Raw genomic sequence first — 21319 nt, 5'->3', positions numbered from 1 at the left:
TGCCGGATCAGCTCCGGCGGCGGGCCCGCATCACCGCTCCTGCGCCTGCCACGAGCAGCGCGATCCCGCCGGCCACGAGGTACGGCGTCGTCGAGTCACCGCCGGTCTCGGCCAGGCTCTCCCCGGCGGGTGCTCCCTGCGGCTTGGCGCCGGCCGGCTGGGCGGGCGCTTCGGCCCGGGGCTGGACGGCGGCCGACGGGGCGGACGCTTCGGGCGAGGGCTGGGCCGCGGGCGCGGGCGTCATGCAGGTCGCCTCGGCCAGGGTGAGCGTGCCGTCGACCTCGGCGACGTTCAGCTTCAACGGGTCGACCGACACCTTGAGTTCGAGGGCGGTGGCGGCGGCCGAACGGGCCGTCGTGCGGGTGCTCGACAGTTCCAGGTGCACCTCGCCCACGTCCGGCACCGTGACGTCCGCCTCACCCTTGGCAGTGAGGTTCACGCGCTCGCCGAGGACGGTCACCCAGCCGGGCATTTCGGTAGTGGCGACCGGCTCCTTCCCGACCTCACAGGTGGCCTTCGACGCGACCTGCTCGACCTCGATCACCGTCGGCTGTGACAGACCGGGGACGTGAAGGCGGCCATGGACCAGGGTGGCCGCCGCCTCGGCCTTCGTGGCGGTCGTCGTGGCTTTCGCCTGAGCCACCTCGGCGCTCAGCACGGTGAAGGGCCGACCGCCGTTCACCGCGTCCAGGCGGGCCGTCAGCGTGGTCTCCTCGGCGCTCTCCGGAGCCTGAACGTCGTTGAGGGAGACGTTGAGCGGGACGTTCACCGACTCGTTCAGCAGGGAGGTGTCCAAGTCGGTGCGCAGGGTGACCGCGCTCGCGCGGCCGGGGTCCGCGGCGTACGCCGGGCTCACGCCGGTCAGTGTCACGGGCCCGGCGGCGAGGGCCATGACCGTCGCGACGGTCGCCAGACGGCGTGCGGGCCCACGGAGGAAAGTGCTGTTCACGGTGGAGGCTCCAGGAGAGACAGGCTCGGGTCTTTGAAACACTTCGTCTCGCGGCGCCCACATCGTTAGCGACCTGACGCCTCTTCACTCCAAGGTGGCAAGACCGTGAAAGTCATTGACCGCCCGGCACGACGCGGGCGTTCCCCCTTGTCCGCCTGCGGCTAGCCGACCACGCGTCCGTTCAGCACCACCCTGCGCGGCGAGGCCAGGACCCGTACGTCGGCCCGCGGGTCCTCGTCGTAGACGACGAGGTCGGCCGGGGCGCCCTCGTCCAGGCCGGGGCGGCCGAGCCAGGCGCGGGCGGTCCAGGTGCCCGCGGCGAGGGCCTCGACGGGCGGGATGCCGGCGGTGACGAGCTCGCCGACCTCGGCCGCGGCCAGACCGTGGGCGAGGCTGCCGCCGGCGTCGGTGCCGACGAAGACGGGGATCCCGGCGTCGTAGGCGCCCCGGACGGTGTCGTAGCGGCGTTCGTGCAGCCGGCGCATGTGGGCCGACCAGCGCGGGAACCGGGCCTCGCCGCCCTCGGCGAGCTGCGGGAAGGTGGCGATGTTGACCAGGGTGGGGACGATGGCGACGCCGCGTTCGGCGAACAGCGGGACGAGGTCTTCGGTCAGGCCCGTCGCGTGTTCGATGCAGTCGATGCCCGCCTCGACGAGGTCGCGCAGGGAGTCCTCGGAGAAGCAGTGCGCGGTCACCCGCGCACCGAGGCGGTGGGCCTCGGCGATCGCCGCTTCGACGGCCTCGCGGGGCCAGCAGGCCGACAGGTCGCCGAGGTCGCGGTCGATCCAGTCGCCGACCAGCTTGACCCAGCCGTCGCCGCGCTTCGCCTCCTGGGCGACGTAGGCGACCAGGTCCTCCGGCTCGATCTCCCAGGCGTAGTTGCGGATGTAGCGGCGGGTGCGGGCGATGTGCCGACCGGCGCGGATGATCTTCGGCAGGTCCTCGCGGTCGTCGATCCAGCGGGTGTCGGACGGCGAGCCGGCGTCGCGGATGAGCAGCGTGCCCGCGTCCCGGTCGGTCAGGGCCTGCTTCTCGGCGACGTCCTCGGGGACCGGGCCGTGCCGGTCGAGTCCGACGTGGCAGTGCGCGTCGACGAGGCCGGGCAGGGCCCAGCCGACGACCGTGCGGATGTCGCGGGCGCCGGCGGGACGGTCGTAGGAGATGCGGCCGTCGACCACCCACAGCTCGTCCCGGACGTCCTCGGGCCCGACGAGCACCCGTCCCTTCACGTGCAGCACCGTGCGATCGCTCATGCACCGCACCTTAGTGAGCGGGCCGCCGGGACTCGAAGGGGGCCGGGGTGCGCGGGACTCGGCGCGCGGGGGGCCGAGGGCCGCCGGTTACCCTCGAGGCGATCGAACCTGCTGTGAGTGAAGAGAGCTTTGCCGTGACGCATCCGTTTCTGGACCTGGCGCCGCTCGGCGCGGACCGCTTCGCCGCGATCGAGGACCGCGTGGCGCGGTTGCTGAGCACCGAGCAGGACGTCATGATCATGCAGGGCGAGGCGCTGCTGCCGCTGGAGGGCGCGATCCGTGCCGCGGCCGGTCCGGGCACGACGGCGCTGAACGTCGTCACGGGGCCCTACGGGCAGACCTTCGGCGACTGGCTGCGGGACTGCGGCGCCACGGTGATCGACCTGGCGGTGCCCTTCCACACGGCGGTGACGGCCGAGGAGATCCGGCAGGCCTTCGCCGAGCACCCGGAGATCGACTTCGTGTCGCTGGTGCACGCGGAGGCGGCGACCGGCAACACCAACCCGGTCGCGGAGGTCGGCGAGGTCGTGCGGGCGCACGGGGCGCTGTTCTACCTGGACGCGGTGGCGTCGATCGGGGCCGAGCCGGTGCTGCCGGACGCGTGGGGCGTGGACCTGTGCGTGATCGGCGCGCAGAAGGCGATGGGCGGTCCGGCCGGGGTGTCGGCGGTGTCGGTGAGCGAGCGGGCGTGGGCGCGGATGGCGGCCAACCCGAAGGCGCCGCGACGCTCGTACCTGTCGCTCCTCGACTGGAAGGAGCGGTGGATCGACGGTGGCCGCAAGGCGCTGCTGCACGCTCCCGCGCAGCTGGAGATGCTGGCCCTCGAGGCCTGCGTGGAGCGGATCGAGGCGGCGGGTCTCGACGCGGTGATGGCCCGGCACGCGTCCGCCGCGGCGGCGACCCGGGCCGGGGCGGTCGCGCTCGGTGGCGGGCTGGAGCCGTACGTGTACGAGGCGCGGGACGCGGCGCCCGTCGCCACGACGCTGCGGGCGCCGGCCGGGTCGGTGGCGTCGGAGCTGGTCCGGCGGGCGCTGGAGGCGGACCCGGCGGTGCCGCTGGCCGCGGGCGGCGGCCCGCTGGCCAAGGAGATGATCCGGGTCAACCACTACGGCGCGGACGCGACGCCGGGTGCGGTGCGGGCGAGTCTGGCCGCGCTGGGGGTGGCGCTCTCCGAGCAGGGGCTGCCGGTGGACGTGGAAGCGGCGCTGCGGGCCGTCGAGGGGGCGTGGCGGTAGCCGTCGGCTGCCGCGTACCGGGACACCGTTGTCAGTGCCCCGTGCCATGCTCCCCGTATGACCGCCGACACACCTGCCGACACCGCCCCCGTCCTGCCCGACGGCCGCCCCGTCCCCCGTTTCACGGGTGACGAGCGCGCCATGCTGGAGAGCTGGCTGGACTTCCACCGGGCCACGCTGGAGCTGAAGTGCGCCGGGCTGGACGACGCACAGGTGCGGATCGCGGCGGCCGAGCCGTCGTCGCTGACCTTGCTCGGGCTGGTGCAGCACCTCGCCGAGGTCGAGCGGAACTGGTTCCAGCGGGTGGCCGGCGGGCTCGCCGTACCGCCCCTGTTCGAGGACGCGACGGGCTACGCGCTGGATCCGGCGCGTGGGCTCGACGAGGCGCTCGGGATCTGGCGGCGGGAGATCACGCGCGGGCGTGAGCTGTGCGCCGGGCTGCCGCTGGAGCACGTCGGGCGGGTCGCCGAGGGGCCGGTGCCGGGCATGGAGGTCAGTCTGCGCTGGGTCTTCATCCACATGATCGAGGAGTACGCACGGCACAACGGTCACGCCGATCTCCTGCGCGAACGTATCGACGGAGTGACCGGGGCTTGAATTAACCGTGTTTTCCGCACTGGCCCACATGTAAGCTGGCACACAATTAAGAATTCTTTCAAGAACAGTTACCCCTATTCTTCTGCCCGCTTTTCCCGGTCCTAAACGCGCAGATTTTGAGGATGCTCGGAGGGGAAATACCGGCGGTTCCCGTGGGGCCTACACGGCTGTGACGCGTTACACACCGTGACCAATATGCCCGGTATTTCCGTGACAATATCGGGCATACGGCCGCCTTATCGCGTGAGCCCTCGCGCTCGCGCGATAACACAGACGGCTTCCATATGTAACCCCGATCGGCGATGCAATTTTGAATTTACCTGGGTAAGTTCAATTCGCATGACTGCCGTACAAGCAGATCCGCAAATCGACCGCCCCACGGTGGCTGACGGAGCCGCACTCTGGCGGATGGCGAAGGACTCGAAGGTTCTCGACCTGAACTCGTCCTACAGCTATCTGCTGTGGTGCCGTGACTTCGCCGCCACCTCGGCCGTCGCCCGCGACGAGCAGGGCGAGCCGATGGGCTTCATCACCGGGTACGTGCGGCCGGACAGCCCGCGCACCCTGCTGGTCTGGCAGGTGGCGGTGGACGAGGCCCACCGCGGGCGCGGGCTGGCCGCCGCGCTGCTCGACGGCCTGGTCGCACGGACCACGGCCGAGCTGGGGGTGACGACGGTGGAGACCACCATCACCCCGGGCAACACCGCCTCGGAGCGCCTGTTCACGTCGTTCGCCGAGCGTCACGGCGCCCGGCTGGAGCGCGAGGTGCTGTTCGACACGGGCCTGTTCCCCGACGGGCCGCACGACGCAGAGGTGCTGTACCGCATCGGCCCCCTGCCCCACTGACTTCTCCGACGTCCCGCCCGACTCCCCCAGACTTCCCCCACGCACCGAGGAGCGATTCTTCGTGACCATCACCCAGCCCGACCTGAGTGTCTTCGAGACCGTCGAGTCCGAGGTACGCAGCTACTGCCGCGGCTGGCCCACCGTCTTCGACCGTGCGGTGGGAAGCCGCATGTACGACGAGGACGGCCATGAGTACCTCGACTTCTTCGCCGGAGCGGGGTCACTGAACTACGGGCACAACAACCCGGTCCTGAAACGCGCGCTGATCGACTACCTGGAGCGGGACGGCGTCACGCACGGGCTCGACATGTCGACCACCGCCAAGCGCACGTTCCTGGAGGCCTTCCAGAACCTGCTGCTGCGCCCGCGCGACCTGCCGTACAAGGTCATGTTCCCGGGCCCGACCGGCACCAACGCCGTGGAGGCCGCGCTGAAGCTGGCGCGCAAGGTGAAGGGGCGCGAGTCGATCGTGTCGTTCACCAACGCCTTCCACGGCATGTCGCTGGGCTCGCTGGCCGTCACCGGCAACGCCTTCAAGCGGGCCGGCGCCGGTATCCCGCTGGTGCACGGCACCCCGATGCCGTTCGACAACTACTTCGACGGCACGGTCGAGGACTTCCTGTGGTTCGAGCGGCTGCTGGAGGACCAGGGCTCCGGCCTCAACAAGCCGGCCGCGGTGATCGTCGAGACCGTGCAGGGCGAGGGCGGCATCAACGTGGCCCGGCCCGAGTGGCTGCGCGCCCTGTCCGAGCTGTGCGAGCGGCAGGACATGCTGCTGATCGTCGACGACATCCAGATGGGCTGCGGCCGTACCGGCGCGTTCTTCTCCTTCGAGGAGGCGGGCATCACGCCGGACATCGTCACCGTCTCGAAGTCGATCAGCGGTTACGGCCTGCCCATGTCGCTGTGCCTGTTCAAGCCCGAGCTGGACATCTGGGAGCCCGGCGAGCACAACGGCACCTTTCGCGGCAACAACCCCGCGTTCGTCACGGCCACCGCGACCCTGGAGACCTACTGGGCCGACGGTTCCGCGATGGAGAAGCAGACCCGCAAGCGCGGCGAGCAGGTCGAGCAGGCGCTGATCTCCATCACCGAGGAGAACCTGGCCGACGTGAAGGAGTACCGGGGCCGCGGCCTGGTGTGGGGCCTGGAGTTCCACGACAAGGCCCGCGCGGGCAAGGTCGCCAAGCGCGCCTTCGAGCTCGGACTGCTCATCGAGACGTCCGGCCCGGAGAGCGAGGTCGTGAAGATGCTCCCGGCCCTCACCATCACGCCCGAGGAGCTGGACGAGGGCCTGAGCGTGCTGGCCCGCGCCGTCCGAGAGACCGCCTGACCAACCGAGCACCACCCAACTAGGAGGCATCGCAGCACCGTGATTGTCCGTTCGTTCAAGGAGATCGAAGGTACCGACCGGCACGTGAAGGCGGCGTCCGGTACGTGGGAGAGCAAGCGCATCGTCCTCGCCAAGGAGAAGGTCGGCTTCTCCCTGCACGAGACGGTCCTCTACGCGGGTACGGAGACGTCGATGTGGTACGCGAACCACATCGAGGCCGTCGTCTGCACGGAGGGCGAGGCCGAGCTGACCGACCACGAGACCGGGCTGACGCACACCATCACGCCCGGCACCATGTACCTCCTGGACGGGCACGAGAGGCACACGCTGCGGGTCAAGCAGGACTTCCGCTGCCTCTGCGTGTTCAACCCGCCCGTGACCGGACGGGAGGACCACGACGAGAACGGCGTCTACCCGCTGCTCACCGAGGAGGTGTGACGTTTCCATGACCGCCACCACCGACACCACCACCGGTATCCCCGACCTCTACCCCAGTCGCGGTGCCACCGAGGCACTGACCCCGCGCCAGGACCCGGTCGTCTGGGGCGCACCCGACGCCCCCGGGCCGGTCGCCCCGGCGGACCTGCTGTCCTTCGAGCGCGACGGCTTCCTGGCCATCGACGAGCTCATCACCGAGGACGAGGTCGCGGTCTACCGCAACGAGCTGAACCGGCTGGTGCACGACCCTGACATGCGGGCCGACGAGCGGTCGATCGTCGAGCCGAAGTCCAAGGAGATCCGCACGGTCTTCGAGGTGCACAAGATCAGCGAGGTGTTCGCCCGGCTGGTCCGCGACGAGCGGGTCGTCGGACGGGCGCGGCAGATCCTCGGCTCGGACGTGTACGTCCACCAGTCGCGGATCAACGTCAAGCCGGGGTTCGGCGCCAGTGGCTTCTACTGGCACTCGGACTTCGAGACGTGGCACGCCGAGGACGGTCTGCCGCGGATGCGCACGGTGTCGGTCTCGATCGCGCTGACCGAGAACTTCGACACCAACGGCGGACTCATGATCATGCCGGGGTCGCACAAGACGTTCCTCGGGTGTGCGGGTGAGACGCCGAAGGACAACTACAAGAAGTCGCTGCAGATGCAGGACGCGGGCACGCCGTCGGACGAGGCGCTGACCCAGATGGCCACGCAGCACGGCATCAAGTTGTTCACGGGCAAGGCCGGTTCGGCGACCTGGTTCGACTGCAACGCCATGCATGGTTCCGGCGACAACATCACGCCGTTCCCGCGCAGCAACGTGTTCATCGTGTTCAACAGTGTGGAGAACACGGCGGTGGAACCCTTCGCGGCGCCGGTTCGGCGGCCGGAGTTCATTGGCGCGCGGGACTTCACGCCGGTGCGGTGACGCCGGTCAGTGTTGAACCGGTGCGGTAAGACGGCCGTGTGACAGAGCTGCCGGGTGGGGCCTCCTCGTGTGGGACGGGAGGCCCCATCCGGTTTTCTCATGCCTGCAAGGCGTCCAGGAGCCGGTCGACGTCCGCCGTGGTGTTGTAGAGATGGAACGCCGCCCGCAGGTTCCCGGCCCGGTCGGAGACCTCGATGCCCGCCCGGCTCAGCTCGCCCTGCCGGTGGCCGAGCCCGGGCACCGACACGATCGCCGAGCCCGGCGCGGGCACCGGCTCGTGGCCCAGCCCGGCGAGCCCGGCACGGAACCGGTCCGCGAGGCCGACGTCGTGGGCGTGCACGGCGTCGACGCCGATCTCCTCCAGCAGCTCCAGTGAGGCACGCAGCCCGGCGTAGGTGCAGAGGGCCGGGCTGACGTCGAACCGCCGTGCGGAGTGGGCGAGTTCCTCGACGGGGCCGTAGCAGCTGTCCCAGGGTCGTTCCCCGGCGACCCAGCCCGCGAGCAGCGGCGTGAGCCCGCCGAAGTCCCGCGGGGCGACGAAGAACGAGGCCCCGTGCGGGCCCAGCAGCCACTTGAATCCGACGGCGGCGAGGAAGTCGTCCGCGTCGGCCTCCATCGGCAGCCAGCCGGCCGACTGCGAGGCGTCGACGTAGGTACGGGCGCCGTGGGCCCGGGCCGCCGCGCGCGCGGCCGGCAGGTCGGCGAGGCGGCCGTCGGCGGACTGCGCGGCGCTGACCGCGACCAGCGCGGTGTCCGGGCGGACGGACTCGGCGAGCCGCTCCAGCGGCACGGCGCGCACCTTGAGGTCGCCGCGCGTGTGGAACGGGTTCACCAGCGAGGAGAAGTCGCCCTCCGCCGTGAGAACTTCGGCCCCCGCGGGCAGCGAGGCGGCGATCAGCCCGCCGTACTCGGCGACCGAGGCCCCGGTCGCGACGCGTTCGGCCGGAACGCCGGCCAGCCGGGCGAAGGACGCGCGGGCGGCCTCCACGTCCTCGTACAGGGGACCCAGGGGCGTGCCCTCGGCACGCATCCGCACCGCCGCCTGCACGGCGCCGACGGTCCGGGCGGGCAGGAGCCCGTTGCTCGCGGTGTTGAGGTAGGTGTGCTTCGGGGTGAACTCGGCACGGACGAGGTTCTCGAAGGTCTCCATGGGACCACTCTGCGTCCCCGGGATCTCCCCGTCCATTGCCGATTTCTGCGTGATGCCGCTAAGGAGCGCTTATGGGTGCGCTCCGACCTGGGCGTTTCAGTGCTGGGGCACGGCACAGCCGTCCGGGCCGCAGGCGTCCGCGTCGTCGCCGCCGTCGACGATCGTCAGGGGCGAGGGCTCGCCGTACGCCTGGGTGAGGGCCCGGGCGAAGACCTCGGCGGGCTGGGCACCGGAGACGCCGTACTTCCGGTCGAGGACGAAGAAGGGCACGCCGTTCGCGCCGAGCTGTGCGGCCTCGCGCTCGTCGGCACGGACCTCGTCGGCGTACGCCCCCGGGTCGGCGAGCACCGCGCGCACGGCCTCCGGGTCGAGACCGGCGGCCGAGGCGAGCTCCACCAGCCGCTCGTCGTCGTTGAAGACGGACCGCTCCTCGGCGAAGTTGGCCCGGTAGAGCAGGTCGAGCAGCTGCTCCTGGCGGCCCTGCTCCTTGGCGAAGTGCAGCAGGCGGTGCATGTCGAAGGTGCTGCCGTGGTCGCGGCCCCGGGTGCGGTAGTCGAGGCCCTCCGCCGAGGCCTGGGCGCCGAGGTTGTCCTCGCCTGCCTCGGCCTGCGCGGGGCTCATCCCGTACTTCTTGGTGAGCATCGTGATCACGGGCTGGATGTCGTCCTTGGCGCGGCCGGGGTCCAGCTCGAAGGAGCGGTGCACGACCTCGACCTCGTCGCGGTACGGGAAGTCCCGCAGCGCCTTGTCGAAGCGGGCCTTGCCCACATAGCACCAGGGGCAGGCGATGTCGCTCCAGATCTCGACGCGCATGTCTCGGCTCTCTCCAGGTCGTACGGGGTACGGAGGCTCCCTCCGCCGAGTGGATGAACGTTCAAGCAGCGGACTTCATTCCCCGGGCAGGGCGAGACGCATCAGCAGGTGGTGGTCCTCCGGCCCGGCCGGCTCCGGGACCCACCCCTGCCGCCGGTAGAACGCCTGCGCCCGCAGGTTGTCGACGTGCACGTCGAGCACGGCCGTCCGCCTGCCGTCCGCCCGCCACTCCTCCACACAGGCCGCGTGCAGCGCGGTGCCGACGCCGGCGCGCCAGTGGCCGGGGTCGACGTGGAACTGGAACAGCTTCACCGTGTCCCCCGGGGCGCCCTCCGGCGCGCGGAAGGAGGCCAGGCCGACGATGCGCCCCGCCTCGACGACGCACAGCACCCGTCCGTCCGGCCGGGTGAGGGCGCCGCGCCAGGTCTCGGTCCAGTCGGTGCCGTCCTGCGGCACCCCGCCGGGGTAGTACGTCGCCCGGGCCCGCGCGTGCAGCGCGACGACGTCCGCCACCTCGGCGGGCAGGACGGTACGGATCACACGGCCGGGAACCACTCGGTTGCTGATCATGAAACGGAGGACGAGAGCGGGCCGGGGTGCGGTTCCCGGCCGCCCTTCAGCTGCCGTCGCGCAGGTCGTCCGGCCAGCTCGGCCTGAACTCGATGTGGTCGTACGTCACCACACAGCCCTCCCCCATCGGGGACTGGGTCATGAAGCCGACCAGGGCCGCGCCGGTCTCCTTCTCGTCGCCGAGGGTGAAGAGGCGGACGAAGGTCCAGCGTTCGCCGTCACGGGAGGCGTGGAAGGCGAAGGCGCGGCCGGTGCGGCTGATCCGGAGCCAGACGGAACTGCCGTCCACGGTGAAGGAGTTGGCGTCGTCGGAGTGCCCCCGGGTGACCACCGTGCAGACGGTGGGGACGTCAGGGGAGTACTCCAGGCACAGCTTGGCCCAGTCCCGCTCCCCCACGTGCACGTAGAGCACCCCGGCGTCGAAGGCCGCGCCGAACCCGACGGTGACCTTGGCGATCAGCTGGAAGTCCCCTTCGGGCGCCCCGAGCAACCGGGGCGCGTCGGAAGCGGGGTCCAGCCCCTCCCCGGTGGGCGGCACGAACCGGTCCTGCCTGGGCCCGGCCCACCCGGTGAGCACGCCGTCCTCATAGGACCAATGGCCGTCGGGTCCATACGTACGCAGACCGAAGGGAAGTTCGGGAATTTCCAGATCCATTCGACCGAGTCTTTCAGCTCCGCCCCCAAGGGGCGCGGGGAACTGCGCGATCAGCCACAACGAACCGGCAGACCGCAGATCACCGCACCCCCACGGCGCTAACGCTCCAATCGCCCGTTGAACCTACGAGGCAGTCCCAAGGGGTTCTCGTCCCGCAACTCCTGCGGCAGCAACGCCTCCGGCGCGTTCTGATACACAACAGGCCGCATCCACCGCTCGATCGCCGTCCCGCCCACCGACGTGGACGTCGACGTCGTGGCCGGGTACGGCCCACCGTGGTGCTGAGCCGGCGCGACGGCCACACCCGTCGGCCAGCCATTGACCAGCACACGCCCCGCCAGCGGCGTCAGCTCCGCGAGGATCTCCGCGCCGCGACCCTCGCCGGCGGCCTCCTCCTCGGACAGCTGCACCGTCGCCGTGAGGTTCCCCGGCAGGCGCGACAGCACGGCCTTGACCTCGTCCTCGTCCTCGTAGCGGGCCACCACGGTGACCGGCCCGAAGCACTCCTCCAGGAGCAGGTCGTGCTCGCCCTCCGTCGCCAGCCTGCTCGCCGGCACCGTGAGGAATCCCGCGCTGACGGTGTGCTCGCCGCCCGCGCCGGGGGTGACCGGGGAGTCGACGTCGGGCAGCGCGGCCCGCTCGGCGACGCCGGCCACGAAGTTGTCGCGCATGCGGTGGTCGAGCAGAACCCCGGCGTCCGTGTCGCTGACGGCGTCCGTCAGGGACTTCAGCAGGGCGTCGCCCGCGGCACCGGCCGGCGCGAGGACGAGCCCCGGCTTCACACAGAACTGGCCGACGCCCAGCGTCATCGAACCGGCGAGCCCGGCACCGATCGCCTCGGCCCGCTCGGCAGCCGCGGCCTCGGTGACGACGACCGGGTTGAGGGAGCCCAGCTCGCCGTGGAAGGGGATCGGGACGGGACGGGCCGCCGCCGCGTCGAAGAGGGCGCGGCCACCGCGCACGGAGCCGGTGAAGCCGGCCGCCGCGACCAGCGGGTGCTTGATCAGCTCGACGCCCGCCTCGAAGCCGTGGACGAGGCCCACGACGCCCTCGGGGATGTCGTGCCGGGCGGCGGCGCGTCGCAGCACCTTGGCGACGTACTCGGACAGGGCCGGGTGGTCCGGGTGGGACTTGACGACGACCGGGCAGCCGGCCGCGAGGGCGCTCGCGGTGTCGCCGCCGGCGACCGAGAAGGCGAAGGGGAAGTTCGACGCGGAGTAGACGGCGACGACGCCCAGCGCCACCTTGTAGCGGCGCAGGTCGGGGATGGGCGGGGTCGCGGTGTCGTCGGGGTGGTTGATGACGACGTCGAGGAAGGCGCCCTCGTCGACGATGTCCGCGAAGGCGCGCAGCTGGTAGCAGGTGCGGGCGAGCTCGCCGGTCAGCCGGACCGGACCGAGCGCGGTCTCGGCGTCGGCGGTCTCGACGAGAGAGTCCTTGGCCGCCTGCAGCTCGTCGGCGGCGGTGCGCAGGAAGGCCGCGCGGACCGCGCGGTCGGCGAGGGCGCCGCGTGCCTCGTGCGCGGCGCGGACGGTGGCGTCCACCTCCTGGGCTGTGGCCTCCACCGCAACCTGTTCGCGCTGCTTCCCGGTTCGGGGGTCGACACTCCAGACTGGTGCTGCTGCCACCGCGGGTCCCTCCACACATGTAATGCCGCAGTACTGGGTCATCCACCAGGGACGTTCGATATACTGAACGCTGTCTCTGATGATGAATACGTTGTGGAGACTATTTCCCGTCCAACGAAGGGGTCAAGGGCGATGTCGGCTGGCGAGACGGGCGGCGGGGCGCAGGTCAAGTCCGCGGTACGAACGGTTGAACTGCTCGAATACTTCGCCGGACGCCCCGGCATGCACTCCCTCGCGGCGGTCCAGGAGGCCGTGGGGTATCCCAAGTCCAGCCTCTACATGTTGCTGCGCACCCTGGTCGAACTGGGCTGGGTGGAGACGGACGCGACGGGCACGCGGTACGGCATCGGCGTGCGGGCCCTGCTGGTGGGCACGTCGTACATCGACGGTGACGAGGTCGTCGCGGCGGCCCGCCCGACCCTGGACCGGCTCTCCGACGACACGACCGAGACGATCCACCTCGCCCGCCTCGACGGCACGAACGTCGTCTATCTGGCCACCCGCCAGTCCCAGCACTACCTGCGTCCCTTCACCCGGGTCGGCCGCCGGCTGCCCGCGCACTCCACGTCCCTCGGCAAGGCGCTGCTGAGCACGTACTCGGACGAGCAGGTGCGCAAGATGCTCCCGGAGACGCTGCCCGCGCTGACCGAGCACACGATCACCGACCGGGAGAAGCTCATCGAGGAGCTGCGCCAGGTACGGGACCAGGGCTTCGCGGTGGACCGCGAGGAGAACACGCTGGGGCTGCGCTGCTTCGGCGTCGCGATCCCGTACCGCACCCCGGCGCGCGACGCGATCAGCTGCTCGGTGCCGGTGGCGCGGCTGACCCCGGCGCACGAACAGCTGGTCAAGGACGCTCTCTTCGACGCGCGGGACCGGCTGACACTGGCCACCCGTAGGCTCTGAGGCATGAACGTCGAGCTGCGCCCGGTCCACGACAGCGATCTGCCGGTCTTCTTCCGGCAGATGAACGACCCCGAGTCCCTGAGCATGGCGGCCTTCACCCCGGAGGATCCGGCCGACCGGTCCGCCTTCGACACCCGCTGGTCCCGGATGCGCTCCTCGCCCGATGTCGTCGTCCGTACGGTCCTGGCCGACGGGGACGTGGTCGGCAGCGCGGGGGTGTACGGGGTGCCGGGTGAGCGCGAGGTGACGTACTGGGTCGATCGCGCGTACTGGGGCAAGGGCATCGCCACGCAGGCGCTGCGCGCGCTGCTCACCGAGGTGCCCGAGCGCCCGCTGTACGCGCGGGCGGCGTCGGACAACACGGGGTCGCTGCGCGTGCTGGAGAAGTGCGGGTTCCTGGTGACGGCGGCGGCCCGCGGGTACGCCCCGGCCCGGGGCGCCGAGATCGACGAGACGGTGCTCATCCTGGAGGACTGAGACGCCGAGGGCCTCTCCCCCGCCCGGCGGAGGAGGATCGTCGCCGGGCAGGAGGTGCCGGGGGTCCGCCGCGCGGGAGCCTGATCGCATGACGCAGTCGCTCGCTCCCGCCGCCCGCCCCATCGTCGGCCCCGGCCGCACCCGGAGGGTCCTCCGTGCCGTCGCCGTCGTCTCCTGTGTCCCGTACCTCGCCCTCAAGACCGCCTGGATAGCCGGGAGTCACATCGGAATACCCGACGGCAGTTCACTGCTCGACGACCGCCTCACCATGGCCGTGATCAACGGCCTGTCGATCCTGCTGGACAGCGCGGTGATCGTGCTGGCGCTGGTGCTGACCCGGCCGTGGGGGCTGCGGGTGCCCGCGTGGCTGCTCGCGTTCCCCGTGTGGGTGGCGACCGGGCTGCTCGCGCCGATCATGGCCGGGTTCCCGGCGCAGTTGGTGGTGAGGGCGTTCGGCGGGGGCGGTGCCTCGTCGGCGGGCCGGGAGGCCTTCCTGGACGAGTGGGTGTTCGCCGTCGTGTACACGGGGTTCATCGCCCAGGGTCTCGCCCTCGGCGGCCTCTTCGTGCTCTACGCGCGGGGCCGCTGGGGGCACGTGTGGCGCGGGCGGGTGTGGGACCTGCCCGTCGGTGCCGTCGGACCGGCCCACCGGGCCCTCGCCGTGGGCGCCGCCGTGCTCGCCCTGCTGCCGCTCACCCTCCACGCCCTGTGGGCCTGCGGTGGCTCCGCCGGTCTCAGCGAGGGCCGGGCCGCGGACCGGGGCGGTGAGTTCTACGTCCTGGAGGCCCTGTACGTCGTGTTCCTGCTCGCGGCGGTCACCGGGGCCGTGCTGCTGGCATTCCGGCGCGGCCGGGCCCTGCCGGTGTCGGTGCCGCTCTCGCTCGTCTGGGTCGGCTCGGGGGCCGTGGCCTGCTGGGGCGGGTGGCTGTCGCTGGCCTCCCTCGGCGGCCCGGCGGACCTCTCCGACCGCGCCACGCCGCTGATGAACCTCGCCTACGCTGGCCAGATGCTCGTCGGCCTCCTCGTCGCCGCCATCGGCGTCCACCACTTCGCCGAGCGCTCGGCCGCGGCCGCGCGGCGAGCGGCGTGAGCACCGTCGCCCGGTCGCTGTTCGGCCGGCGGGCGCGGCTGCGGTGGATCCATCTGATCCTCGGCGGGGCGCTGGCCATGCCGTACGTCCTGGTCGGGTCGGTGGTCGTCGGCCCGGTCACCGGCTCCTCGGACGTCTTCCGCTCCCTCCCCCTCCAACTCGCCTCGTTCGCCTTGGGACTGCCGCTCGCGGCCGTCACCTCGCTGTTCCCGCTGACCCGGCCGCTGGAGTCGGCCGCGGTGCGCTGGCTGTGCGGGGTGGACCCCGGCCGGCTCGCCCCCGGGCCCGCCCGCACGCGGGGCGAGAGGGGCCGGACGGCCGCCTGGTTCACGCTGCATCTCGGGTTCGGCGGGATCATCGCGGGGATGTCACTGGCGCTGCCGCCGTTCGCCGTCACGCTGATCGTGCTGCCGGTCCTCTCGGGGCTGCTCGGCGCCCGGCTCGGGCTGCCCGAAGTCTTCGACCGCGCCTGGGCGTTGGCGCTCGCCCCGGTCGCGGGGGCGCTCTCGCTCGTGGCTCTCGCCGGCTGCGCGGCCGGCTGCGGTGCGTTGCTGGCCCGCTGGGCGCCCCTGCTGCTCGGTCCCACGCCCCGGGAGCGGCTCGCCGCCGCCGAGGCCCGCGCGGCCGACCTGGCCGTGCGCAACCGGCTGGCGCGGGAGCTGCACGACTCCGTCGGCCACGCCCTGAGCGCGGTCACGCTCCAGGCGAGCGCGGCCCGCCGGGTCCTCGACACCGACCCGGAGTTCGTCCGCGAGGCCCTCGCCGCGATCGAGGACACGACCCGGCGCACGGTCGGTGAACTCGACGCCGTACTGGGCGTGTTGCGCGAGGGCGACGCCCCCGGCACGGCTCCGGCGCCGACCCTCGCCGCCGACCTCGACGGGCTGCTGCGGCGTACCCGGGCGGGCGGACAGCGGGTGAGCGCCACTGTGGACGCCGACCCGGAGGCCCTGCCCCCACTGCTGTCCCGGGAGGCCTACCGCATCGTGCAGGAGGGGCTGAGCAACGCCCTCAAGCACGCCGGGGAGCGGGCGGCCGTGGACGTGCGGATCGCGGTGGCGGACGGGGAGCTGGAGATCACCGTGGAGAACCCGGTCACCGGCCCCGCGCCCTCCCGCACCGGCGGCGGCCACGGACTGCGGGGCATCGCGGACCGGGCCAGACTGCTGGGCGGCACGGCGACGGCGGGACCGACCGCGACGGCGGGTCCGAGCGCGACGGCGGCCGGAGACACGGCGGCACCCCGGCCGGGCGGCGGCACCCCGACGGCCGGTCCGACCGCGGCACCGCTGCCGGGCGGCACCCCGGCACACACCTGGCGGCTCCACGCACGCCTGCCGATGAGAGGCCCCGCATGATCCCGCCGGTCCCGATCCCGTTGAAGGAACCCGTATGAACCGCCCGGCCCCGATCCGTGTCGTCCTCGCCGACGACGAGCGCATGGTGCGCACCGCGCTGCGCGCCATCCTCTCCGCCGAGCCCGACCTGGACGTGGTGGGCGAGGCCGCCACCGGTGCCGAGGCGGTGTCGGTCGTCCGGGAGCTGCGGCCGGACGTGGTCCTCATGGACGTGCGGATGCCGGAGACCGACGGGATCCGCGCCACCGAGCAGATCCTCGCCACGCTGGACGATCCGCCGCGGATCGTCGTGGTGACGACGTTCGAGAACGACTCCTACGTGTACGACGCGCTGCGGGCCGGAGCCGCCGGGTTCCTGCTGAAGCGGGCGGACGCCGACGCGCTGGTGCAGGCGGTCCGGCTGGTGGCGCGCAGCGACAGCCTGCTGTTCCCGGCGGCCGTGCGCACCCTGGCGACCGAGCACGCCCGCGCGCAACCGGCGCCGCCCGCGTGGGTGGCGAAGCTCACGGGACGCGAGGGGGAGGTGCTGCGGCACATGGCGCGGGGGCTGACCAACGCGGAGATCGCCCGTCTGATGGAGGTCGGCCCGGCCACGGTGAAGTCCCACGTCGCGGCGGTCCTGGCCAAGACCGGCACCCGGGACCGTACGCAGGCGGTGATCGCCGCGTACGAGGCCGGCTTTCTGAACGGCGGATGAGAATCCGCCCCGCCGGATGAGAAACCAGGACGGACGGGAACGATCCGCCCGGCGTGGCTCGTCCTCCAGTTCGCGATGAACAAGACGATCAGGCGCGCTTCGGTCTTCTCGCTGCTCCTGGTGCTCGCTCTGCTGGTCAGGGCGACCTGGGTGCAGTTCTACGACGGCCGGGCGCTGGCAGACGACAAGGACAACCGGCGGAACGCGATCGAGACGTACTCGGCGCCGCTCGGGAACATCATCGTGGGCGGCCGGTCGGTGACCGGTTCGGCGCCGACGAAGAAGAGCGACCTCACGTACAAGCGGACGTACACCGACGGCGCGCTGTACGCGGCGGTGACGGGGTACGCGTCGCAGGCGTACGCCCCGACCCAGCTGGAGGGCATCTACACCGACCTGCTCAACGGCACGGACAGCCGGCTGAAGTCCGTGATGGACACGCTCACCAACCAGCGGGCCGAGCCGGGCAACGTGGTCACGACCATCGACCCAGACGTGCAGAAGGCCGCCTACGAGGCGCTCGGCGACAAGAAGGGCGGTGCCGTCGCCCTCGACCCGAAGACCGGGAAGATCCTCGCGGTCGTGTCGACGCCGTCGTACAACCCCTCCTCGCTGACCGACGCCAACACCGCGGGGACGGCCTGGCAGAAGCTCACCTCGGACCCCGAGAAGCCGCTGGTCAACCGTGCGCTGCGGCAGCCGCTGCCACCCGGTTCGACGTTCAAGCTGGTCGTGGCGGCGGCCGCGCTGGAGGACGGGCTGTACTCGTCGGTGGACGAGAGAACGGACAGCCCGGACCCGTACACGCTGCCGGGCACCAGCCGGGACCTGACGAACGAGAACCCGAACGCGCCCTGCACGAACGCGACCATCCGCACGGCGCTGGAGTACTCGTGCAACAACGTCTTCGCCAAGATGGCCGTGAAGCTGGGCCAGGACAAGGTGAAGGAGATGGCCGAGAAGTTCGGCTTCAACGACGACAAGCTGGACGTGCCGGTCCGGGCCTACACGAGCGTGTACCCGTCGGACATGGACCCGTCGCAGACGGCCCTGACGGGCATCGGCCAGTTCGACGTCACCGCCACCCCGCTGCAGATGGCCATGGTGTCGGCGGCCATCGCCAACGGCGGCAAGCTGGTGTCGCCGCACATGGTCTCGCAGATCACCAACAGCGGCGGTGACGTGCTGGAGGACTACGACGACGCGGGCACGAAGGAGATCGTCAGCTCCTCGACCGCCGAGCAGTTGCGGTCGGCGATGGAGACGGTCGTCGACAAGGGCACGGGCACCAACGCCAGGGTCCCGGGCGCGACCGTGGGCGGCAAGACGGGCACGGCCCAGCACGGCGAGAACAACAGCCAGGTGCCGTACGCCTGGTTCACCTCGTACGGAAAGTCCGGCTCGTCGGGCAAGGAGGTCGCCGTGGCGGTCATGGTGGAGCAGTCGGACGCGGCCCGCTCGGAGGTCAGCGGCAACGGCCTGGCGGCGCCGGTCGCCAGGGCCATGATGCAGGCGGCCCTGAAGGACTGAACCCCTGCCACTGAACCTCCGCCGCCGATAAGCCGTCTGTACAGAAGAGACGGGCCGCCCCCTTCCCCCCGGGGGGCGGCCCGTCCTCGTGTCAGCGCGCACCCGGCGTCACTTCGCGCCCAGCAGCTGCTCGATCGGGTCGATGGCGAAGTACACGAGGAACAGCGCCGAGGTCCCCCACAGCAGCCAGTGGATCTCCTTGGCCTTGCCGAGGACGGTCTTGATGACGACGTAGGCGAGGAAGCCGGCCCCGATGCCGTTGGTGATGGAGTAGGTGAACGGCATCACGGCGATGGTGAGGAACGCGGGGATGGCGATGTCGTAGCGGTCCCAGTCGATGTGCTTGACCTGGGTCATCATCAGGAAGCCGACGGCGACCAGGGCGGGGGCGGCCGCCTGCAGCGGGACGATGGTGAGCAGCGGGGTCAGGAACAGCGCGAGGCCGAACAGGCCGCCGGTGACGAGGTTGGAGAAGCCGGTGCGCGAGCCCTCGCCGACACCGGCCGCGGACTCGATGTACGAGGTCGCCGAGGAGGCGGAGGCCGCGCCGCCCGCGACCGCGGCGGCACCGTCGATGAGCAGCACCCGGCCCAGGTTCGGGACCTTGCCCTCCTCGTCGAGCAGACCGGCCTCGGCGCTGATGCCGACGACCGTGCCCATGGTGTCGAAGAAGTCGGACAGGATCAGCGTGAAGATCAGCAGGACGACGGTGATGACGCCGACGCCGGGTGCGCTGAAGGCGCCGAACAGGTCGAAGTCGCCGATGAGGCCGAAGTCGGGGGCGTCGACGAGGTTGTCCGGCCAGGAAGGCGTGGTCAGGCCCCAGGACTTGATGTCGGCGAGGGAGTTGATCACGATCGCCAGCGCGGTCATGGTGACGATGCTGATCAGGATGGCGCCCTTGACCTTGCGGGCGAGCAGTCCGATCGTCAGCAGCACGCCGAGGCAGAAGACGAGCATCGGCCAGCCTGCGAGGGTGCCGGTGCCGCCCAGCTGAACGGGGACGGTGGTGTTGGCGGCGTCCGGGATGCGGCTGACGAACCCGGCGTCGACGAAGCCGATGAAGGCGATGAACAGGCCGATGCCGACGCTGATCGCCTGCTTGAGCGGCTGGGGTATGGCGTGCATGACGGCCTCGCGCAGACCGGTCACCACCAGCACGCAGATCAGCAGGCCTTCGAGGACGATCAGGCCCATCGCGTCGTCCCAGCTCATCAGTGGGGCGATCTGGAAAGCGACGACGGCGTTCAGGCCGAGTCCGGCGGCGAGCGCCAGGGGCAGGTTGCCGCCGACGCCCATGATGATCGTCATGACCGCGGCCACCAGGGCGGTGGCGGTGGTGAGCTGGACGGCGTCCAGCTGGTGCCCGAACTTGTCCTTCGCGCTGCCCAGGATGATGGGATTCAGGACAAGGATGTAGGCCATCGTGAAGAACGTGGCGAAGCCGCCGCGTATCTCACGGCCGAAGGTGGACCCCCGCTCGGAGATCTTGAAGAACCGGTCGACGCTGTTCGGCGCCGGTGGCGCGGCGTCGGACCGGTCGGCCACCTTCTGCGATTCGGACATGGCGCGTGCTCCTTGATGCCGGGGTGATCGGGTGCGGGTGCTGGCTGGATTTTCGTCGCGTTGAACCACGTTCAGGTGTTCTTCGTGTTACGAAATCGAAGTCCGGCCTGCCATACGACGTTCGAAGCTCCGTACGAACCATCCGACGATCGCTGCTACGCTTCCCGATCTCGTCCGGGCCTCCCCCGGATGATCACATGTCATCTACATGACAGCCGCAGGGTGCTCCGGCCGGGTGCGCCCGTAGCCACTGCGAGGAGAGGTCGCCCGTGGGCACAGTCGTCGACGACGCCGCCTCCGTGGAGTTCCACGCCTTCTTCGAGCGCCACTACGCCGAACTGTCGCGCCTCGCCCATCTGTTGACGGGCGAGGCGGACACCGCCGACGATCTGGCGGCGGACGCGTTGCTGGCGCTGTGGCACCGCTGGGACCGGGTGCGCGCGGCCGACCGTCCGGCCGCGTATGCACGCGGTGTCGTCGCCAACCTGGCCCGGACCCGCATCCGCAGCGCGGTGCGCGAGCGGCGGCGCATCGCCTTGTTCTGGTCGCAGCGCGAGGAGAACACCGAGAACCCGGACGTCGCGGGTGTGGTCGACGTGCGGGAGGCGTTGCGCAGGCTGCCGTTCCGCAAGCGGGCCTGCGTGGTGCTGCGGCACGCGTTCGATCTGTCGGAGAAGGACACGGCGCTGGCGCTGGGGGTGTCGGTCGGTACGGTGAAGAGCCAGACCTCCAAGGGAATGGCCGAACTCCAGCGGCTGCTGGGGACGCAGGGGGTGCCGCAGCGGATGCACGCGGCGCTGGGCACTCCTCGCTGCTCGCCCGCCGTGGAGCGCGTGCCCACCGGCGAGGGCGGAGGGAGGGGCCGATGAGCATGCGGCGGGGCGTGCATGAGGAGGTGCGTTCGCGACTGCACGAGGAGGTGCGTTCGCGACTGCACGAGGCGGCCGGGGCACACGAGCCCGACCGGGAGCGCATGCTGGCCCGGGTCGAGCGCGGCATGGCCGGTCCGGTCGCCTCCGGCCACGGGGCCACGCGTGCGCCGGTGTTCGGCTGGATGCGGGTGGCCGGTGCGACGGCCGCGGTCGCCGGTGTGCTGGCGGTGGGCGGTTACGCGGTGGCGTCCGCGGTGCAGGACGAGGCCGCCCCGCGGCAGCGGGAGGTCGCGACGTCACCGACCCCCACCCCGTCCCCGGAGGCGACGAGCCGTCCGACCGGAGCGGACCGTCCTCGGTGGCGGCGGGCGGCCGCTCGGTGGCCGGGGCGCTCGGCTTCCTCGACGGCGGCGGGCCGGACTCGCGGCGCTCGGGCGACC

At 71.6% G+C, this 21319-nt stretch carries 21 protein-coding genes and 1 pseudogene; 14 read left to right on the top strand and 8 right to left on the bottom strand.

Annotated features, from left to right (window positions below; translation table 11 throughout):
* Positions 1-7 precede the first annotated feature (7 nt).
* Together K4G64_RS25255 and K4G64_RS25250 are read right to left on the bottom strand one after the other, a co-directional pair.
* A complete protein-coding gene (locus tag K4G64_RS25255) occupies positions 8-949 on the bottom strand; it encodes an SCO1860 family LAETG-anchored protein (RefSeq protein WP_308122484.1) in 942 nt (313 codons plus the stop codon).
* Positions 950-1110: 161 nt separating this feature from the next.
* Positions 1111-2202, bottom strand: coding sequence for an amidohydrolase family protein (locus K4G64_RS25250; RefSeq protein WP_221758292.1), 1092 nt, complete (start codon positions 2200-2202; stop codon positions 1111-1113).
* Positions 2203-2336: 134 nt separating this feature from the next.
* On the opposite strand from K4G64_RS25250, the gene K4G64_RS25245 reads away from it, so the two are divergent.
* From K4G64_RS25245 to thpD, 6 genes are all read left to right on the top strand, one after another.
* Positions 2337-3437 carry an aminotransferase class V-fold PLP-dependent enzyme gene (locus K4G64_RS25245; protein ID WP_221758291.1) on the top strand — a complete coding sequence of 367 codons (1101 nt, stop codon included), beginning with the start codon at positions 2337-2339 and terminating at the stop codon, positions 3435-3437.
* Between the two features lie 57 nt (positions 3438-3494).
* Positions 3495-4034: a DinB family protein gene (locus K4G64_RS25240; RefSeq protein WP_221758290.1), complete on the top strand. Its 540-nt coding sequence runs from the start codon at positions 3495-3497 to the stop codon at positions 4032-4034.
* A 339-nt stretch (positions 4035-4373) separates the two neighbouring features.
* Positions 4374-4880, top strand: a complete 507-nt coding sequence (ectA, locus tag K4G64_RS25235; RefSeq protein WP_221758289.1) for a diaminobutyrate acetyltransferase — start codon at positions 4374-4376, stop codon at positions 4878-4880.
* A gap of 61 nt (positions 4881-4941) precedes the next feature.
* Positions 4942-6213 (top strand): diaminobutyrate--2-oxoglutarate transaminase, encoded by a 1272-nt coding sequence (gene ectB / locus K4G64_RS25230; RefSeq protein WP_221758288.1) that lies wholly within the window; start codon positions 4942-4944, stop codon positions 6211-6213.
* Positions 6214-6252: 39 nt separating this feature from the next.
* A complete protein-coding gene (locus tag K4G64_RS25225) occupies positions 6253-6651 on the top strand; it encodes an ectoine synthase (RefSeq protein WP_003989364.1) in 399 nt (132 codons plus the stop codon).
* A 7-nt stretch (positions 6652-6658) separates the two neighbouring features.
* Positions 6659-7567 carry an ectoine hydroxylase gene (gene thpD, locus K4G64_RS25220; protein ID WP_221758287.1) on the top strand — a complete coding sequence of 303 codons (909 nt, stop codon included), beginning with the start codon at positions 6659-6661 and terminating at the stop codon, positions 7565-7567.
* A gap of 97 nt (positions 7568-7664) precedes the next feature.
* On the opposite strand, the gene K4G64_RS25215 is transcribed toward thpD, so the two are convergent.
* The 5 genes from K4G64_RS25215 to K4G64_RS25195 all read right to left on the bottom strand — a co-directional run bounded on the left by K4G64_RS25215 (position 7665) and on the right by K4G64_RS25195 (position 12383).
* Entirely contained in the window at positions 7665-8717 is a 1053-nt protein-coding gene (locus K4G64_RS25215) for an aminotransferase class V-fold PLP-dependent enzyme (protein ID WP_221758286.1), read from the bottom strand.
* Between the two features lie 96 nt (positions 8718-8813).
* Entirely contained in the window at positions 8814-9530 is a 717-nt protein-coding gene (locus K4G64_RS25210; RefSeq protein WP_221758285.1) for a DsbA family oxidoreductase, read from the bottom strand.
* Positions 9531-9605: 75 nt separating this feature from the next.
* Positions 9606-10100 (bottom strand): GNAT family N-acetyltransferase, encoded by a 495-nt coding sequence (locus K4G64_RS25205; RefSeq protein ID WP_221758284.1) that lies wholly within the window; start codon positions 10098-10100, stop codon positions 9606-9608.
* Positions 10101-10146: 46 nt separating this feature from the next.
* Positions 10147-10755, bottom strand: coding sequence for a DUF1349 domain-containing protein (locus tag K4G64_RS25200; protein ID WP_221758283.1), 609 nt, complete (start codon positions 10753-10755; stop codon positions 10147-10149).
* Between the two features lie 98 nt (positions 10756-10853).
* A complete protein-coding gene (locus tag K4G64_RS25195; protein ID WP_221758282.1) occupies positions 10854-12383 on the bottom strand; it encodes an aldehyde dehydrogenase (NADP(+)) in 1530 nt (509 codons plus the stop codon).
* A gap of 132 nt (positions 12384-12515) precedes the next feature.
* Here K4G64_RS25195 and K4G64_RS25190 point away from each other — a divergent pair, with 132 nt between their 5' ends.
* From K4G64_RS25190 to K4G64_RS25165, 6 genes are all read left to right on the top strand, one after another.
* A complete protein-coding gene (locus K4G64_RS25190) occupies positions 12516-13289 on the top strand; it encodes an IclR family transcriptional regulator (RefSeq protein ID WP_030852502.1) in 774 nt (257 codons plus the stop codon).
* 3 nt (positions 13290-13292) lie between these two features.
* A complete protein-coding gene (locus tag K4G64_RS25185) occupies positions 13293-13766 on the top strand; it encodes a GNAT family N-acetyltransferase (RefSeq protein WP_221758281.1) in 474 nt (157 codons plus the stop codon).
* Between the two features lie 88 nt (positions 13767-13854).
* On the top strand, positions 13855-14856 hold the full coding sequence (locus K4G64_RS25180; protein ID WP_221758280.1) for a hypothetical protein: 1002 nt from the start codon (positions 13855-13857) through the stop codon (positions 14854-14856).
* The gene (locus K4G64_RS25175; protein ID WP_221758279.1) at positions 14853-16214 is read left to right on the top strand and encodes a histidine kinase; all 1362 of its coding nucleotides are present in this window, start codon (positions 14853-14855) and stop codon (positions 16212-16214) included. Before K4G64_RS25180 ends, K4G64_RS25175 begins: the two co-directional genes overlap by 4 nt.
* A gap of 34 nt (positions 16215-16248) precedes the next feature.
* A complete protein-coding gene (locus K4G64_RS25170) occupies positions 16249-16911 on the top strand; it encodes a response regulator transcription factor (RefSeq protein ID WP_221758278.1) in 663 nt (220 codons plus the stop codon).
* Between the two features lie 75 nt (positions 16912-16986).
* Positions 16987-18441, top strand: coding sequence for a penicillin-binding protein 2 (locus K4G64_RS25165; protein ID WP_221758277.1), 1455 nt, complete (start codon positions 16987-16989; stop codon positions 18439-18441).
* A 108-nt stretch (positions 18442-18549) separates the two neighbouring features.
* On the opposite strand, the gene K4G64_RS25160 is transcribed toward K4G64_RS25165, so the two are convergent.
* Positions 18550-20007: an NCS2 family permease gene (locus K4G64_RS25160; RefSeq protein WP_221758276.1), complete on the bottom strand. Its 1458-nt coding sequence runs from the start codon at positions 20005-20007 to the stop codon at positions 18550-18552.
* A 269-nt stretch (positions 20008-20276) separates the two neighbouring features.
* Between K4G64_RS25160 and K4G64_RS25155 the strand changes: the two genes are divergently transcribed.
* The gene (locus K4G64_RS25155) at positions 20277-20876 is read left to right on the top strand and encodes a SigE family RNA polymerase sigma factor (protein WP_221758275.1); all 600 of its coding nucleotides are present in this window, start codon (positions 20277-20279) and stop codon (positions 20874-20876) included.
* Positions 20873-21319 (top strand): annotated as a pseudogene (locus tag K4G64_RS25150) (hypothetical protein); the annotation flags it as partial. The gene K4G64_RS25155 and the pseudogene K4G64_RS25150, both read left to right, overlap by 4 nt.

This window comes from Streptomyces sp. WAC04114, from assembly GCF_019733245.1.
Lineage (GTDB): Bacteria > Actinomycetota > Actinomycetes > Streptomycetales > Streptomycetaceae > Streptomyces > Streptomyces massasporeus_A.
The sequence above is the reverse complement of the archived record's forward strand: the minus strand, read 5'-3'. Positions and strand labels throughout refer to the sequence as shown.

Excerpts from the sequence above, each read along its gene's own strand:
- K4G64_RS25240 (WP_221758290.1), top strand. The coding sequence starts at position 3,495 with ATGACCGCCGACACACCTGCCGACACCGCCCCCGTCCTGCCCGACGGC.
- K4G64_RS25160 (WP_221758276.1), bottom strand. The coding sequence starts at position 20,007 with ATGTCCGAATCGCAGAAGGTGGCCGACCGGTCCGACGCCGCGCCACCG.
- K4G64_RS25180 (WP_221758280.1), top strand. The coding sequence starts at position 13,855 with ATGACGCAGTCGCTCGCTCCCGCCGCCCGCCCCATCGTCGGCCCCGGC.
- K4G64_RS25190 (WP_030852502.1), top strand. The coding sequence starts at position 12,516 with ATGTCGGCTGGCGAGACGGGCGGCGGGGCGCAGGTCAAGTCCGCGGTA.
- ectA (WP_221758289.1), top strand. The coding sequence starts at position 4,374 with ATGACTGCCGTACAAGCAGATCCGCAAATCGACCGCCCCACGGTGGCT.
- K4G64_RS25210 (WP_221758285.1), bottom strand. The coding sequence starts at position 9,530 with ATGCGCGTCGAGATCTGGAGCGACATCGCCTGCCCCTGGTGCTATGTG.
- K4G64_RS25200 (WP_221758283.1), bottom strand. The coding sequence starts at position 10,755 with ATGGATCTGGAAATTCCCGAACTTCCCTTCGGTCTGCGTACGTATGGA.
- K4G64_RS25250 (WP_221758292.1), bottom strand. The coding sequence starts at position 2,202 with ATGAGCGATCGCACGGTGCTGCACGTGAAGGGACGGGTGCTCGTCGGG.
- K4G64_RS25170 (WP_221758278.1), top strand. The coding sequence starts at position 16,249 with ATGAACCGCCCGGCCCCGATCCGTGTCGTCCTCGCCGACGACGAGCGC.
- thpD (WP_221758287.1), top strand. The coding sequence starts at position 6,659 with ATGACCGCCACCACCGACACCACCACCGGTATCCCCGACCTCTACCCC.
- K4G64_RS25185 (WP_221758281.1), top strand. The coding sequence starts at position 13,293 with ATGAACGTCGAGCTGCGCCCGGTCCACGACAGCGATCTGCCGGTCTTC.
- K4G64_RS25215 (WP_221758286.1), bottom strand. The coding sequence starts at position 8,717 with ATGGAGACCTTCGAGAACCTCGTCCGTGCCGAGTTCACCCCGAAGCAC.
- K4G64_RS25205 (WP_221758284.1), bottom strand. The coding sequence starts at position 10,100 with ATGATCAGCAACCGAGTGGTTCCCGGCCGTGTGATCCGTACCGTCCTG.
- K4G64_RS25165 (WP_221758277.1), top strand. The coding sequence starts at position 16,987 with ATGAACAAGACGATCAGGCGCGCTTCGGTCTTCTCGCTGCTCCTGGTG.